We start from the raw sequence: 14,181 nt of genomic DNA, 5'->3' as shown, positions 1-14,181 counted from the left end.
TCCACACCAGGCGTCGTCGAGATCACAGCAATGGCGGTCTTTGACTTCTTTGCCGTCGGGTGACTGCATGCGCCGCGGGACGGATTCGACGGTCAGCCCAAGGGAAGCGCGCTGTGACGATCACCATGTACGGCATCACAAACTGCGACACGATCAAGAAGGCGCGCGTCTGGCTGGAGGGCCATGACGTGCCGTACCGGTTCCACGACTACCGGGCCGAAGGGATCGAGGCCGGCAAGCTGAACGGCTGGGTCGGCAAGGTCGGCTGGGAAAAGCTGCTCAACAAGGGCAGCACTACGTTTCGCGAACTGCCGGACAAGGACAAGCAGGACCTTGACGAGAAGAAGGCCAAGGCGCTGATGCTGGCCAAGCCAACGATGATCAAGCGGCCGGTGCTGGAGGTGGGGGATCGGATTCTGGTCGGGTTCAAGGCTGATGTTTATGAGCAGGCGGTGAAGTAAGCAGCGAGACGGCAACGCTGCCAATCTCCCCCCCTTGCGGGGGAGATGGCCGGCAGGCCAGAGGGGGGTGTGAAGGATTGCCAGCCCCAACGAATTTCGTTCTTGCGAAAGCCTATCTCAAGTCGCTGCGATTGATTGATAGGCTGGAGGGACAGCACCCCCCTCTGCCCTGCCGGGCATCTCCCCCGCAAGGAGGGAGATCAGATGTCGCCTCGGCTTTCGCCAATCGCCAACGCTGCGAAACGAAGCCTCAACCCGCGCGCAAATACCCCGCCAGCGCCACGGCATTGTTATGCGCCTCATCATGCGCGCCGTAGAGCAGCGTTACCTTACCCTGGCGGAGCAGTCCGCGCAGTTGCGTCACCGCCTCGTCATTGCCGTCCAGCTCGGCGCGATATCGCTTCTGAAACTCGGCCCAGCGAGCCGGCTCATGGCCGAACCATTTGCGCAACTCGTCGCTCGGCGCGATGTCCTTCAGCCACTGCGTCAGCGCTGCGTCCTTCTTGCTGACGCCGCGCGGCCATACCCGGTCGACGAGAACCCGCTGCCCGTCATCGGAAGCGGGTGGTTCATAGATCCGCTTGACTTCCAGGTCGAAAGCCATCCGACCCTCCGTGCCGTCAGGCCCACTCGCCCTTGCGCATCACCGGCACGCGGGCGCCGTCCTTATGGACGCCGTCGATGTCGATCTTGTCCGAACCGATCATCCAGTCGATGTGGATGAAGCTCTTGTTGCCGCCGCGCGCTGCAATCTCGTCCTGGCTGAGCGATGCGCCGTCGACGAAGCACTTGGAATAGCACTGGCCGAGCGCGATGTGGCAGGCGGCGTTCTCGTCGAACAGCGTGTTGAAGAACAACAGGCCGCTGGCCGAGATCGGCGATGAATGCGGCACAAGCGCCACTTCGCCGAGGCGCCGCGCGCCTTCGTCGGTGTCGAGCACCTTCTTCAGCACGTTCTCGCCCTTCGATGCCTTTGCCTCGACGATCCGACCCTCTTCGAACCGCACCGAGATATCGTCGATCAGCGTGCCCTGGTAGGACAGCGGCTTGGTCGACGAGACATGACCCTCGACGCGCCGCGCATGCGGCGTGGTGAAGACCTCCTCGGTCGGGATGTTGGGATTGCAGGTGATGCCATTCTTGGCGGTCGAGGCGCCGCCCATCCATTCGTGGCCGTCCGCCAGCCCGACAGTGAGGTCGGTGCCCGGTCCCGTGAAATGCAGCGCGTGAAAATTGTGGCCGTTGAGCCATTCGGTCCGGCCGCGCAGCGCTGCATTGTGCGCCTTCCAGTTGCCGATCGGATCCTCCACGTCTACCCGCGAGGCGGCGAATATGGCGTCGGCGAGCTTGGCCACCGCGACATCGTCGGCGTCGTCCGGAAACACCTGCTTTGCCCAGGCGAGGTCCGGATAGGCAACGATATTCCAGTTGATGTCGAAGCCGGTGATCTTTTCCAGCGCCGGCTGGTAGGCCATCGAGTTTGCTTTGTTGGCGCGCGCCACTTTTGCCGGGTCTTGCGCCGACAACAGCGAGGGATCCTCGCCACGCACGGCCAGCCGCGCCGCATTGTTGGAAAAGGCCTTCGCCATGCCTTCATAGAGCCAGCCGGCAGCGCGGTCGAAACCGGCATCGGCGCCGAAGCGGTAGCGCGCCAGGGTCATCTCGTCGTCGTTGAAGATTGGCGTCACCAGTCCGGCGCCGGCCCTGTAGGCATGCTCGACGATGCGCCTGGTCAGCGGCAGGGCCGCGATCGATGAGGTCAGCACCAGATCCTGCCCGGGTTGCAGTTGCAATCCGACCTTGATGGCGACTTCCGCCAGCCTGTCGAGCTTCACCGGGTCGATCGATGCGGAAACGCCGCGCGAATGTGTGGTCATGATCCTGCCTGCCTTGATTGGATATCCGTTCCTACATAGACCGGCGCCACCGTGCTTTCCACCGCGATCGCGCCGGAGTGGCCCGTCTTCACGGATCCGAACTGCGCCATCGTCGCCGCGATCTCCTCCTTGATCCAGGCCTTGAAGTCGCGGACCTTGCGGCTCTCGGTCTTCTCCGCCGAAGTCACCAGCCAGTAGCCGAGCCCGCTCTGGGCGCGGATTCCGAATGGCGCCACCAGCCGCCCGTCGGCCAGCGCATCGGCAGCCAGCAACTGCCAGCCGAGCATCACGCCATGGCCGGCAATGGCCGATTCCAGGCACAGCATCGGATCGGTGAAGCGCGCGCCCTTCTGGAAGGTGACGGGCTGGACGCCGGCCGCGGTGAACCAGCTTTCCCAGTTGATCATCGCCCGCTCGTCAGTGATGGCGCAGGTCTGGGCAAGGTCCTCGATCGATCTCAGTTTGCGGGCGATGTCAGGCGCGCAGACCGGGAAGACCTCCTGCGCCAAAAGCAGTTCCGCCCGCCCGCCCGGCCATTTGCCGTCGCCGAGCCGGATGGCGATATCGATGTCGGAGTGATCGAGATTGGCCAGCCGTACCGAGGCATCGATGCGCAGCAGCACGTTGGGATGCCGGTCGAAATGACGCGACAGCCTGGGCAGCAGCCATTTCGACGCGAAGGCCGGCGCCACCGAAACCACCAATGTGCATTGTGTCGCTTCATCGGCCAGCGCCACCGCCTGGGCCAGCTCGCGAAACCCCGCGCCGAGCCGGGTCGCGAACACAGTGCCGAATTCGGTCAGCACCAGGCCGCTCGTCGTGCGCTCGAATAGAGCCTGGCCGAGCTGCTTTTCGGTGCGGCTTATCTGCTGGCTGACGGCGCTGACAGAAACATTGAGTTCGCTCGCCGCCGCTGCGAGCGATCCGAGACGGGCGACGGTTTCGACGGCGCGAAGGCCGTTGAGGTGGATGCGGTTGAGCACGCTCATTTGAGATTTTCTAAACCGATCTGGCCGAAATCTCAATTGAAAGGCATATCGAAACGGCGGATTTTATCGACGGGAGACAGACCGGCGGAGCCGAAAATGCCAAGGATATTGTCATCGCTGAAGGTCTTGTTCGCCGCGGCCTCGCCGTACGAACCAGGCCGCGAGGGCGACACGCAGAGGTGGCTGACCGATCCGCTTTCGCATCCTGTGCTGAACACCATGTCGGAGCGCGAACTCGGCGATGTGCCGTTCAGGCTGACGGCACGGCGGACCGCGCATGAGACCGCTTCACTGCGCGCCAGTTTCGGCGGGCGCTGCTGAGCGGAAGCGCCCGCACGTTCCGGTTTCAGGACAGGTCGACCACGACGTGGCATTCCGCGGCCGCACTGGCCCAACGGATGGCGGATTGTTTCAGCAATCCCTGCATTTATTGTGCGCTGCAATGACATCAGCCAACTCGACAGCGCTACGCTACGCCTTCGCCGGCATGATCGCCATGGCCGTCGCCATGGGCATCGGCCGTTTCGTCTACACGCCGATCCTGCCCGGCATGATGGAAGAACTGCATCTGTCGCCGGCCAATGCCGGCTGGATCGCCTCGGCCAACTATCTTGGTTATCTCCTCGGCGCGCTTGCCGCGGCGGGCGGTTGGGCGCATGGGCGCGAGCGTCCGCTGATGCTGGTCGGCCTCGGCGCCAGCACCATTCTGGCCGCGCTGATGGGGCTGACCGATGCCATGGCCGCCTTTCTCGCCGTCCGCTTTCTGGCCGGCATGGCGAGCGCCTTCGTCATGGTCTTCATGGCCAGCATCGTTTTCAGCCACATCGCGGCGGTGGGACGCAGCGATCTGCAGGCGTGGCATTTTGGCGGCGTTGGCTTGGGCATCGCGATCTCGGCGGCGATGATGGCGGTGCTGGTCGCCGAACATGCCGGCTGGGCGGCTGGCTGGTTGTGGTCGGCGGCAATTTCGGCCTGCGGTTTCGTGGTCGTCGCGCTGTTGGCGGACGAAGGCCCGCTCGCCGATGGCGAGGCCGCACGCGAGCCGGCGCTGCCGAAAGACCGATCGCTGATGAAGATCATAGTCGCCTACGGCCTGTTCGGGTTTGGCTATGTGGTGACCGCGACATTCCTGGTCGCCATCGTCCGGCAAGGCGGCGGCAGCCGTGTTTTCGAGGCCATGGTGTGGATGGTCGCTGGCCTTGCCGGCTTTCCCTCGATCTGGTTCTGGCAGAAGATCGCGGCCTGGACCGGGCTTCACGCCGCCTATGCGCTGGCATGCTTCATCGAAGTGATAGGCGTCATCGCCAGCGTGGCACTTGGCGGATATTCCGGACCGCTGCTTGGCGGTCTGCTGCTCGGTGGCACCTTCATCGCCATCACGGCGTTTGGTCTGCAGGCCGCGCGCCAGCAGGCGCCGAGGGCGCCCCGGCGTGTCTTTGCCTTGATGACGGCATCCTTCGGTCTCGGCCAGATCATCGGTCCGATCGCCGCCGGGTTGCTGGCCCAGGCATCGGGTAATTTCTTCCTCGCTTCGATCGTTGCCGCGGCCATGCTGCTGGTCTCCGGCGCCGTCACATGGTCGGCTGCGCCAAAATCGCCATGATTTGTGGTCTTGCTCTGCGCCGGGCATCGGGCAGGCATTTTCTTTCCCCCTAATGTGTGACCTTATGCCCGCTCAAACCCGCTGATTTGCGCATAGATCGAGGAATTCGCCACAGTGTTCGTATCTTTCTTCCCGCAGCCGAAGCTGTTCTTCACTTCGGCCGCCGTCTGGAGCCTTGCGGCCGTTCTATTCTGGTTTTTTGGGGGCGAACAGTTAGGTGCCGTTTTTGGATTACCGCCGTTGGGTGATGGCACCGATAAGATTGTTGGTGTTGCACTTTTTTGGTCAAAGCCATTTCTGTGGTTCTATGTGTATTTTTCTGCTGTTGTCTTTACTTTTTATATATTTTGGGCCTTGTATCGGCCGCATCCTTGGCAGAATTGGTCAATTCTCGGGTCGTCATTAATACTTTTTGTCATATACTATCAAGTTCAGGTAAGTGTGGCTTTCAATGACTGGTACGGTCCATTCTATGATCTTATTCAGAAGGCATTGGGTACTCCATTTTCGACAACGCCGTGGGATTTCTACGGACAGTTATTGACAATAATGTGGATTGCACTTCTAGCAGTTTTTATCGGGGTGCTTAACAGGTTTTTCGTCAGCCATTGGATATTTCGTTGGCGCACTGCGATGAACGATTATTACATGGATAATTGGGAGAAATTGAGACCGATCGAAGGTGCGTCGCAACGCGTGCAGGAAGATACCATGCGTTTCTCCACCACGATGGAAGATCTCGGCGTAAGCTTGGTCGGGTCGGTCATGACACTGATAGCGTTTCTGCCTGTGCTGCTGCATCTCTCTCGAGACGTAACAGAGTTGCCCATCGTCGGTGCCGTGCCATACTCACTAGTCGTTGTAGCAATTCTATGGTCGCTCTTCGGAACGACGTTCTTGGCGCTTGTTGGTATCAAGCTTCCCGGGTTGGAGTTTCGTAATCAGCGGGTCGAAGCCGCCTACCGCAAGGAACTAGTCTATGGTGAGGATGACACTAATCGCGCGCAGCCTCCTACCGTAGCGGAGCTATTTAGTAATGTCCGGAAAAATTATTTCCGCTTATATTTTCACTACGTCTATTTCAACGTAGCGAGGATATTTTACCTCCAGATCGATAACATTTTTCCATATATCGTTCTTGTTCCGACGATGGTTGCCGGAAAGATCAAGCTCGGTGCTCTGAATCAGATTCTAAATTCTTTTGAACAAGTTCGATCGTCGTTTCAGTATCTGGTAAATTCCTGGCCAACGATCGTTGAGCTACTTTCAATCTACAAGCGTCTACGCGCCTTTGAGGCGAGGATTCACGGTGAGCCGCTGCCGGCCATCGACAGACGCTTCATGGAGCGTCAAGGCTACGGAGGTGATCCAGCCTGATATTTCGGCGAACGGGTTGGCGGCTCAGCCGCCAACCGACGCCTGTCTCTCGCCGTCGCGTTGCCGCGAAACATAGCCGCGAAAGCTGATGCACTCGACATCCGCTTTGACGCAGACCTCGCCGGCAAAGCGCTCCAGCGCGTTCCAGTAGGCGCCCTCATTCATCAGCGTAAAGTGGAAGCCGAGTTCGAGCGGAATGCGCTTGCCCTGGTATTGCGCATCGAAGGCGGCGCGAAAGGCTTCGTAGGTCCGGTTGGCGAACTCGTCCGCCTTGCTTGGCCGCTCGAAGCCGCCAGAATGCCTGACATAAAGATTGTAATCCATGGCGATCACCGGCCGTGATTTCGGTCCCTCCGGAATCTGCGGCAGTGAAAAATGCATGATGCCGTTGCTGGCCGTCGGCAGGGCAGGGCCTTGCGAGACGCCGCTGGCGTCGAACTGGTAGCGGGCGGCGGGAAGTGCCTCGTAGAGCGCCTTGCTCGTCGACAGATAGGGCGCGCGGAAACCGGCAGCCGCATGCCGCGCGAACTCGCGCCAGCCCGTGGGCTCGGGCGTGATGCCGTTGATCGCATAGGCGTTCTCGAGAATGTGCTCGAACGAGCCGAACTCCTTCAGCCAGTCGGCTTTGCTCCAATCCTTGCCGTCGAAATGGCCGCAAGCGTGGCTGGCGATGTCGTGGCCCTCATGCGCGGCGAGGCCGATCTGTTCGAGCCGCTCGGCCACTTCCTGTTTCGAAGCGGCAAAGCCGATGTTGGATTTGCCCGGTGTCTTGCCCGGCGCGGTGTATTCCTTGCGTGTCTCCGGCGACAGCAGGAAGACGCAGGAGAGAAAATAGGTGAAATGCGCGCCGGTGCGCTGTGCCAGTGCCCGGCTGCGCTTCCACTGCGAGATGTCGCGGGCGCTGTCGAAGGAGATGATGACGACCTGCTTCGGCTTTGCCGGCGTCGGCGGCGCGGGCGGATCGGCCAAAGCGACGCCGGCAGGGGCGAGCAAGGCAAGCGAGAACGCAACAATACGGGACGAGCGATACATGGGCAGGGATCCGGGCGGGTCAGCAAGCCGGCTATCGCCTAAATGTGGCGCGGATGCGATTGGGCTTTTCGCCGGTTTGCCCCCAGGGCAAACGTCGCTTTGCCGGGGTAAACATCCGTTTGCCCCAGGCAAACATCGGTTTGCTCCGGGGGGAATAGGCGATTTTCCGGCTGAACCCCTTCCATGCCGACAAAATTTCGCTAAAACGCGGGGCTCGTGAACCGCCCCGACCCCGGGGCAGGAATGGTTTGATTGATGTCCGACGACAGTTTTATCCGTGAAGTCAACGACGAGATGCGCCGCGACCAGGCGCAGAAGCTGTGGGACCGTTTCGGCCCGGCGTTGCTCGTCGCTGCGATCCTCGTGGTGCTCGGCACCGCCGCATTCGTCGGCTATCGCTACTGGGACGAGACGCGCGCCAACCGCTCCGGCGACGCCTTCTCGCAGGCGCTCAAGCTTGCCAATGACGGCAAGAACGACGAGGCGCTGGCCGCGCTCGATCAATTGGAGAAGGACGGCTACGGCGCCTATCCGCTGCTCGCCCGCATGCGCGCCGCGACAGTCAAGGCAAGCAAGGGCGACGTCGATGCCGCCGTCAAGGACTTCGACGAGGTCGCCGCCGACACCGCCATTCCCCAGGGCATTCGCGACATGGCGCGGCTCAGGGCGGCGCTCCTGCTCGTCGACCACGGCTCCTTCGCCGACGTGTCCAGCCGCGTCGAGGCGCTGACCTCGGACACCAACACGCTGCGCCACACGGCGCGCGAGGCGCTCGGCCTTGCCGCCTGGAAGGAAGGCAAGACGCAGGACGCTCTGAAGTTGTTCGACCAGATCGCCTCCGATGACGGCGCTCCGCGCAACACCCGCGAGCGGGCAACGCTGATGTCCGAGCTGATCCGTGGTTCGGGCAATGCGTCGTAAATGCATGTCGCCCAAAAGTGTGCAGCGGTTTTGGGACAACGACATGCATCATTGTAGGACCGTATGACCTTCAAAGTCGCCATCATCGGCAGACCTAACGTCGGCAAATCGACCCTTTTCAATCGGCTGGTGGGAAGGAAGCTGGCGCTTGTCGACGACACGCCGGGCGTCACCCGTGACCGTCGCGTCCATGCCGCCAAGCTCTACGACCTACATTTCGACGTCATCGATACCGCCGGCTTCGAGGACGCGGCTGCCTCGACATTGCCGGGCCGCATGCGCGCTCAGACCGAGATCGCCATCCACGAAGCCGACCTGATCTTCTTCACCATCGATGCCAAATCCGGCCTGTTGCCCGACGACAGGACTTTTGCCGAGATCGTGCGAAAATCCGGCAAGCCGGTCGTGCTGGTCGCCAACAAGGCCGAGGCCAAGGGTGCGCAGGGCGGCATGCTGGAGGCCTGGGAACTGGGTCTCGGCGAGCCGATCCCGGTTTCGGCCGAACACGGCCAGGGCATGCCCGATCTGCGCGATGCGGTGATCGCGGCACTTGGCGAGGCGCGCGCTTTCGGCGAGGACGAGGAAGACGACCAGGAGATCGCTACCGGCGAGGTGCTGATCGGCGAGGACATCGCCGATCCGGACGCCGAGCCTGCCTATGACGACACCAAGCCGATGCGCATCGCCGTCGTCGGCCGTCCGAACGCCGGCAAGTCGACGCTGATCAACGCGCTGATCGGCGAGGAGCGGCTTTTGACCGGACCGGAAGCCGGCATCACCCGTGATTCGATCTCGGTCGACTGGGATTGGCGCGGACGCCGGATAAAGCTGTTCGACACGGCCGGCATGCGCCGCAAGGCCAGGATTCACGAGAAGCTGGAAGTGATGTCGGTGCAGGACGGCTTGCGCGCCATCCGTTTCGCCGAGATCGTCATCATCGTGCTCGACGCCACCATTCCCTTCGAGAAGCAGGATCTGCAGATCGCCGACCTGATCATCCGCGAGGGCAGAGCGCCGGTGATCGCCTTCAACAAATGGGACCTGATCGATCATCCCCAGGAGCTCCTGGCGGAACTGCGCGAGAAGACCGAACGGCTGTTGCCGCAGGCGCGCGGCATCCAGGCCGTGCCGGTCTCGGCCGAGACCGGGCGCGGCCTCGACAAGCTGATGGATGCGGTGCTGAAGACGCACAAGGTGTGGAACAGCCGTGTTTCGACCGGCAAGCTCAACCGTTGGCTCGAAGCCATTCTGGCGCATCATCCGCCGCCTGCCGTCGCCGGACGCCGGCTGAAGGTCAAATATGTCACCCAGGCCAAGACACGTCCGCCGGGCTTCGTGGTCCAGTGTTCGCGGCCGGACGCGATGCCGCAATCCTACGTCCGCTATCTCTCCAACAGCCTGCGCGAAGCCTTCGACATGCCGGGCGTGCCGATCCGCATCGCGCTGCGCACCTCGGACAATCCATTCGCCGGCCGGGCCAAGAAACGCGGCTGAGCCTCGTTCAGGTATGCTGCGCGTTTGCTCATTTTAGCGCTGGGGGTGTGCGGGAACTCGACGCCGGATGGCCATCGCGTCTAAGCAACGGCCCTTAGCCCCTCAGTCCCCCGCACGCCCTTAGGCAGCGCCTGCCGCGCCGCCTCCAGCAGGATATCGCCGAGACGGGCCGCCACCGGCTCGGGCTCGGCATCGCTGCGATGCAGCAACAGCGCCATCTTGGGCAGCGACGGCAGCCCGGCGATCTCCGGCGTCATCGCGCTGACGCTGGCCGGCAGGCCGATATCGGTGCGGATCGTCAGCCCCAGCCCCGCGGCGACCGCCGCCCAGATGCCGCCAAGGCTCGGGCTGGAGAAGGCCATGCGCCAAGGCAGGCCGGCACGGTCGAGCGTTTCGGTCGCCACCGTGCGCAACAGGCAGGGTGCTTCGAGCGCCACCAGCGGCAGCGGCTCGCCGTCGCGCAGGCTGGTCTCGATGCGCTTTGCCGGACCGATCCAGCGCATTTGAACCTCGGCGACGTGCTGGCTGTAAGGCAGCGTCTCACCGCTGTGCCAGGCCAGCGCGATGTCCAGATTGCCGGACATGATCCTCTCGGCGAGCTCGTGGCTGCGTGCGATCCTGGCTTCGATCTTCACTTTGGGGTGGGCGCGGGCGAAGCGGCCGAGCACTTCGGGCAGCACCGCCTCGCCGAAATCCTCCTGCAGGCCGAGCCGCACCCAGCCTTCCAGTTCGACGTCGTGGATAGCCGCAGCCGCTTCGTCATTCAATTCGAGCAGCCGGCGCGCATAGCCGAGCATGGTCTCGCCGGCCTCCGTCAAGGCGAGGCCGCGTCCCGACTTGCGGAAGATCGGCGTCGCCGCCTGCTCTTCCAGTTTCTTCAACTGGGCGCTGACCGCCGAGGTCGAGCGGCCAAGCCGGTCGGCCGCCTTGGCGAAACTGCCCAGCTCCATGCCGGTGACGAAACTGCGGAGAACGTCGAGGTCGAATGTCACGCGTCGCATGCGATTGTCCCGAATTTTCGAACCGTGTGTCAAAAACTTCCTGATTTTAAGGACTGATTTATGGCGATAGATAGAACCCGTCAAGGCCGGCAGCGCTGGCCGCCACGGGAATGGAACCATGTCCGCCATCGTCGACTGCGCCGATCAACAGCCAGCACAAATCCTTAAAGACAGGGCCGCCGGTCCCGCGGGGAGGGTATTCGGTCCTGGCCATCGCTGGAAGGTTCTCGGCATCGGCGTCGCCGCGAATGCCAGTTTCTCGGCGACCTTCTCCGGCATACCTGCAACAGCCGTCGTGCTTCGCCAGGGCTATCACTTGAGCAATGCGCAACTCGGCGTGGCGCTCGGCCTTCTCGGGCTGGGCGTTGCACTCAGCGAGCTGCCATGGGGCCTGCTCACCGACCGCTGGGGCGATCGCCGCGTGCTTCTGATCGGGCTCGGCGCGACGGCGGCATGGTTGTTCGCCATGGCGATGCTCGTCGTGCCAACCAGGGCTGGCATCCCCGATGTCACGCTCCTGTCGGCGAGCCTGCTCTTCGCGGGACTGCTCGGCGGCAGCGTCAACGGTTCGAGCGGCCGCGCCATCATGGCCTGGTTCCGGGAAAGCGAACGCGGCTTTGCCATGAGCATAAGGCAGACGGCCGTGCCGCTTGGCGGCGGCCTCGGCGCACTGGTGCTGCCCTCGCTTGCCCTGGCGTTCGGCTTTGCCGCGGTGTTCGGGCTGCTCGCGGCGGCGTCCGCTCTCTCCGCCCTGTTCGCCTGGCGCTGGCTGCACGAGCCGCCGACAATGGATGCGGGCCACATCTCTTCATCGGCTGGGGCCGGACCGGCGCCATTGCGCAACATCGAGGTCTGGCGGATCGCCACCGCCATTGGCCTGCTCTGCTTCCCGCAGGTGGCGGTGCTCACATTCGCCTCGGTGTTCCTGCACGATTTCGCCAGGCTGGGAACGGCAGCGATCAGCGCCAGCCTCGCCGCGGTGCAGACCGGTGCCATGGTCATGCGCGTCTGGAGCGGCCGCTTCACCGACCGCCATGACAACCGCCGCCAGTTTCTGCGCTCATGCAGTGCGCTCAGCGCGCTTGCCTTCCTGGTGCTCTGGGTGCTGGTCCTAGCCAGCCCCGCCATGCCTGGCGGCCAATCCTTCCTGATCGCTGTCCTTCCCCTGGTGCTGATTGTCGCGGGCATCTCGGTTTCGGCCTGGCATGGCGTCGCCTACACCGAGCTTGCCACGCTGGCCGGCGCCGGCCATGTCGGAACCGCGCTCAGCCTTGCCAACACATTTGTTTTCGTCGGCTTCTTCCTGGTGCCGGTGGCCATTCCCGGGCTGCTGCATCTCTGGTCCTGGTCCGGCGTCTGGCTGTCGGCCGCCATCTGCGCGCTGATCGCCTGGCCGATCTTCCTGCGGCAAGCCTGAGGAACACCTGCCGCAAAACCGCCCGACTTCGGCGCCACGACCCTGAGGAGACTGGGACAACCCGATCGATCCCGTTAACGTCCCATCAAGGTTAATGCATCATTTTGCTCTCCAGTGGGGTCAGTAGCGTTCCTGGAGAGAGTTCCGTGCATCGACGTCTGTTGAAGCGGCTGGCAGCCGTCGCCGGTGAGAAAAAACGCAGCCTCGTGTCTCCGTTCATCATCGGTCTAGGCATCTGGATCGGCTTCCCGACCGTCGCCGCCTACCAGGACATGACAAGCCTTGTGTCTGGCCTGGAAGCGCCCACCGCGCGCTGGAATTCCTACGTCGAAAAATCCGTCGCCGGCTCGGTTCACGCTGCCGAGATGCCGTTCATCGATTCCGACGTCACCGGTTCGATCTCCGGATCCGGTATTCATCTGGCCGGCGTCGGCAATGTGTCGTTTCGCGGCAAGGGCGGCAAGGTCAGCGCCACGCCCGACGAGGATCGCGTCGTGCGTGGCGACAAGAAGGGCCGTATCGTCCAGATGTCTCCCGTTGCCCCGCCGAAGAACTTCAACGCCGGATCGATCTTCCAGCGGACCTCGTCCTTGATGCGGCCGAGCATGGACAGCGACCTGAAGATGGCCTTCGCCAAGCCGCAGATCAAAGGCAAGGAGATCCAGATCGCCGCGGCGTTCCATGCGCGTGAGGACAAGAAGCCTGATCCCGGCGTGCCGGCCATGCTTGCCGCCCTGGTCAACAACGATCATCCGGATGTGCTGGCGACGGCCTATGCACAATCCGAGCCGGACTATGCCAAGGCTTCACCCTTCGAAGCCCTGCTGCAGGACGAACAGCCCAACAGCGGCCGCTTCATTCCACCGATGGTCAAGGGTGACCACTCGTGGATCCAGAACCCGCTGCCTGAGAGCGTCTTTTCCAAGCCGGAGCAGAAATGCCTGGCCAACGGCATCTACTTCGAGGCGAGGAGCGAATCCGTGCGCGGCCAGGCTGCCGTCGCCCAGGTCATCCTCAACCGCGTCCGCAACCCGGCCTACCCCAATTCGATCTGCGGCGTCGTCTACCAGAACGACAGCTGGTTCAACCGTTGCCAGTTCTCCTTCGCGTGCGATGGCCGCAAGAAGCGCATCGACGATCCTGTCGCCTACAAGACTGCCCAGGATATCGCCATGGCCGTCACCGCCGGCAAGATATTCATCCCGGAGGTCGGATCGTCGACCCACTACTACGCCCAGTACGTTCATCCGGGCTGGGCGCGCACGATGCAGAAGATGACCAAGATCGGCCTGCATATCTTCTACCGCACCTATAGTGGCGGCTGGAGCTGAGTGGCGTCGGTCGCCGGTCTTTTTCGGGCGGCCGTGCGATCGACTAGGGAGCCATTGTCGGGGGGATTCGCGCAATGCATCCCCATCCTTGCTGCGGGCACGATGTCGCACCCCACTAATCGACTGATTTTATTGGCTAAAATACATGGCAATGAACTTCCGCCCGTGGCTTGACGGGCGCAAACCCTCTAACTATGTTGCCGGCGACTTTACAAGCGGACGGACGGTGACGGTCTGACCGGGCAGGGGGGTTGCGATGGCCGAGAAAAGCAGGCCAGACGGAACCGGAGAAACCGGCCGCGGCAAGCAGCATGAACCTGACATCCGTGACGACGATCTTGAGCGACGTCGGCGTGAACTTGAAGCATCGCTTGCGACAAGGCTGCCGAACCGGCTCGAGGGGAAAGACGACGCGAAAGCGGGCAGTGCGGCCGGATACGGCCAGGCGGTCAAACTCTCCAGTGAATTCATCGCTGGCGTGGTGGTGGGCGCCGGCATCGGCTGGATCATCGACCGTATGGCGGGGACATCGCCGTGGGGTCTGATCGTTTTCCTGCTGCTTGGGTTTGGCGCCGGCGTGCTCAATGTCATGCGTTCCGCGGGCGTTGTGGCAGAATTCGGACAGGGCAACAAATCGCGCCCTGACCACGACGACAGCAAATAGCCGCGCTCGCGCGG

At 62.8% G+C, this 14,181-nt stretch carries 14 protein-coding genes; 9 read left to right on the top strand and 5 right to left on the bottom strand.

What is annotated here, in order from left to right:
* Positions 1-113 precede the first annotated feature (113 nt).
* Positions 114-461: an ArsC family reductase gene (locus MESOP_RS28110; protein WP_041164377.1), complete on the top strand. Its 348-nt coding sequence runs from the start codon at positions 114-116 to the stop codon at positions 459-461.
* 250 nt (positions 462-711) lie between these two features.
* Here MESOP_RS28110 and MESOP_RS28105 read toward each other — a convergent pair whose 3' ends face one another.
* The 3 genes from MESOP_RS28105 to MESOP_RS28095 are packed head-to-tail and all read right to left on the bottom strand — an operon-like array spanning position 712 to position 3,327.
* Positions 712-1,065, bottom strand: coding sequence for a DUF488 domain-containing protein (locus tag MESOP_RS28105; RefSeq protein WP_013896736.1), 354 nt, complete (start codon positions 1,063-1,065; stop codon positions 712-714).
* 16 nt (positions 1,066-1,081) lie between these two features.
* Positions 1,082-2,338, bottom strand: coding sequence for an aminopeptidase (locus tag MESOP_RS28100; RefSeq protein ID WP_013896735.1), 1,257 nt, complete (start codon positions 2,336-2,338; stop codon positions 1,082-1,084).
* Entirely contained in the window at positions 2,335-3,327 is a 993-nt protein-coding gene (locus tag MESOP_RS28095; protein ID WP_013896734.1) for a LysR substrate-binding domain-containing protein, read from the bottom strand. Before MESOP_RS28095 ends, MESOP_RS28100 begins: the two co-directional genes overlap by 4 nt.
* A gap of 96 nt (positions 3,328-3,423) precedes the next feature.
* On the opposite strand from MESOP_RS28095, the gene MESOP_RS28090 reads away from it, so the two are divergent.
* The 3 genes from MESOP_RS28090 (at position 3,424) to sbmA (ending at position 6,307) form a co-directional block, all read left to right on the top strand.
* Positions 3,424-3,648, top strand: a complete 225-nt coding sequence (locus MESOP_RS28090; protein WP_013896733.1) for a hypothetical protein — start codon at positions 3,424-3,426, stop codon at positions 3,646-3,648.
* 121 nt (positions 3,649-3,769) lie between these two features.
* On the top strand, positions 3,770-4,930 hold the full coding sequence (locus MESOP_RS28085) for a YbfB/YjiJ family MFS transporter (RefSeq protein WP_013896732.1): 1,161 nt from the start codon (positions 3,770-3,772) through the stop codon (positions 4,928-4,930).
* 114 nt (positions 4,931-5,044) lie between these two features.
* Positions 5,045-6,307 (top strand): peptide antibiotic transporter SbmA, encoded by a 1,263-nt coding sequence (gene sbmA / locus MESOP_RS28080; RefSeq protein WP_013896731.1) that lies wholly within the window; start codon positions 5,045-5,047, stop codon positions 6,305-6,307.
* A gap of 24 nt (positions 6,308-6,331) precedes the next feature.
* Here the strand turns inward: sbmA and MESOP_RS28075 are convergent, their stop codons facing one another.
* A complete protein-coding gene (locus tag MESOP_RS28075; protein ID WP_013896730.1) occupies positions 6,332-7,339 on the bottom strand; it encodes a polysaccharide deacetylase family protein in 1,008 nt (335 codons plus the stop codon).
* A gap of 255 nt (positions 7,340-7,594) precedes the next feature.
* Here MESOP_RS28075 and MESOP_RS28070 point away from each other — a divergent pair, with 255 nt between their 5' ends.
* Both MESOP_RS28070 and der read left to right on the top strand, forming a co-directional pair.
* Positions 7,595-8,260: a tetratricopeptide repeat protein gene (locus tag MESOP_RS28070; protein WP_013896729.1), complete on the top strand. Its 666-nt coding sequence runs from the start codon at positions 7,595-7,597 to the stop codon at positions 8,258-8,260.
* Between the two features lie 63 nt (positions 8,261-8,323).
* Positions 8,324-9,754: a ribosome biogenesis GTPase Der gene (gene der, locus MESOP_RS28065; RefSeq protein ID WP_013896728.1), complete on the top strand. Its 1,431-nt coding sequence runs from the start codon at positions 8,324-8,326 to the stop codon at positions 9,752-9,754.
* A gap of 80 nt (positions 9,755-9,834) precedes the next feature.
* Here the strand turns inward: der and MESOP_RS28060 are convergent, their stop codons facing one another.
* The gene (locus tag MESOP_RS28060; protein WP_013896727.1) at positions 9,835-10,755 is read right to left on the bottom strand and encodes a LysR substrate-binding domain-containing protein; all 921 of its coding nucleotides are present in this window, start codon (positions 10,753-10,755) and stop codon (positions 9,835-9,837) included.
* A 118-nt stretch (positions 10,756-10,873) separates the two neighbouring features.
* On the opposite strand from MESOP_RS28060, the gene MESOP_RS28055 reads away from it, so the two are divergent.
* The 3 genes from MESOP_RS28055 to MESOP_RS28045 all read left to right on the top strand — a co-directional run bounded on the left by MESOP_RS28055 (position 10,874) and on the right by MESOP_RS28045 (position 14,167).
* Positions 10,874-12,172 carry an MFS transporter gene (locus tag MESOP_RS28055; protein ID WP_013896726.1) on the top strand — a complete coding sequence of 433 codons (1,299 nt, stop codon included), beginning with the start codon at positions 10,874-10,876 and terminating at the stop codon, positions 12,170-12,172.
* 146 nt (positions 12,173-12,318) lie between these two features.
* Positions 12,319-13,503, top strand: a complete 1,185-nt coding sequence (locus tag MESOP_RS28050) for a cell wall hydrolase (RefSeq protein ID WP_013896725.1) — start codon at positions 12,319-12,321, stop codon at positions 13,501-13,503.
* 256 nt (positions 13,504-13,759) lie between these two features.
* Positions 13,760-14,167, top strand: a complete 408-nt coding sequence (locus tag MESOP_RS28045) for an AtpZ/AtpI family protein (protein WP_013896724.1) — start codon at positions 13,760-13,762, stop codon at positions 14,165-14,167.
* Positions 14,168-14,181 lie beyond the last annotated feature (14 nt).

It is taken from the genome of Mesorhizobium opportunistum WSM2075, from assembly GCF_000176035.2.
Lineage (GTDB): Bacteria > Pseudomonadota > Alphaproteobacteria > Rhizobiales > Rhizobiaceae > Mesorhizobium > Mesorhizobium opportunistum.
The sequence above is the reverse complement of the archived record's forward strand: the minus strand, read 5'-3'. Positions and strand labels throughout refer to the sequence as shown.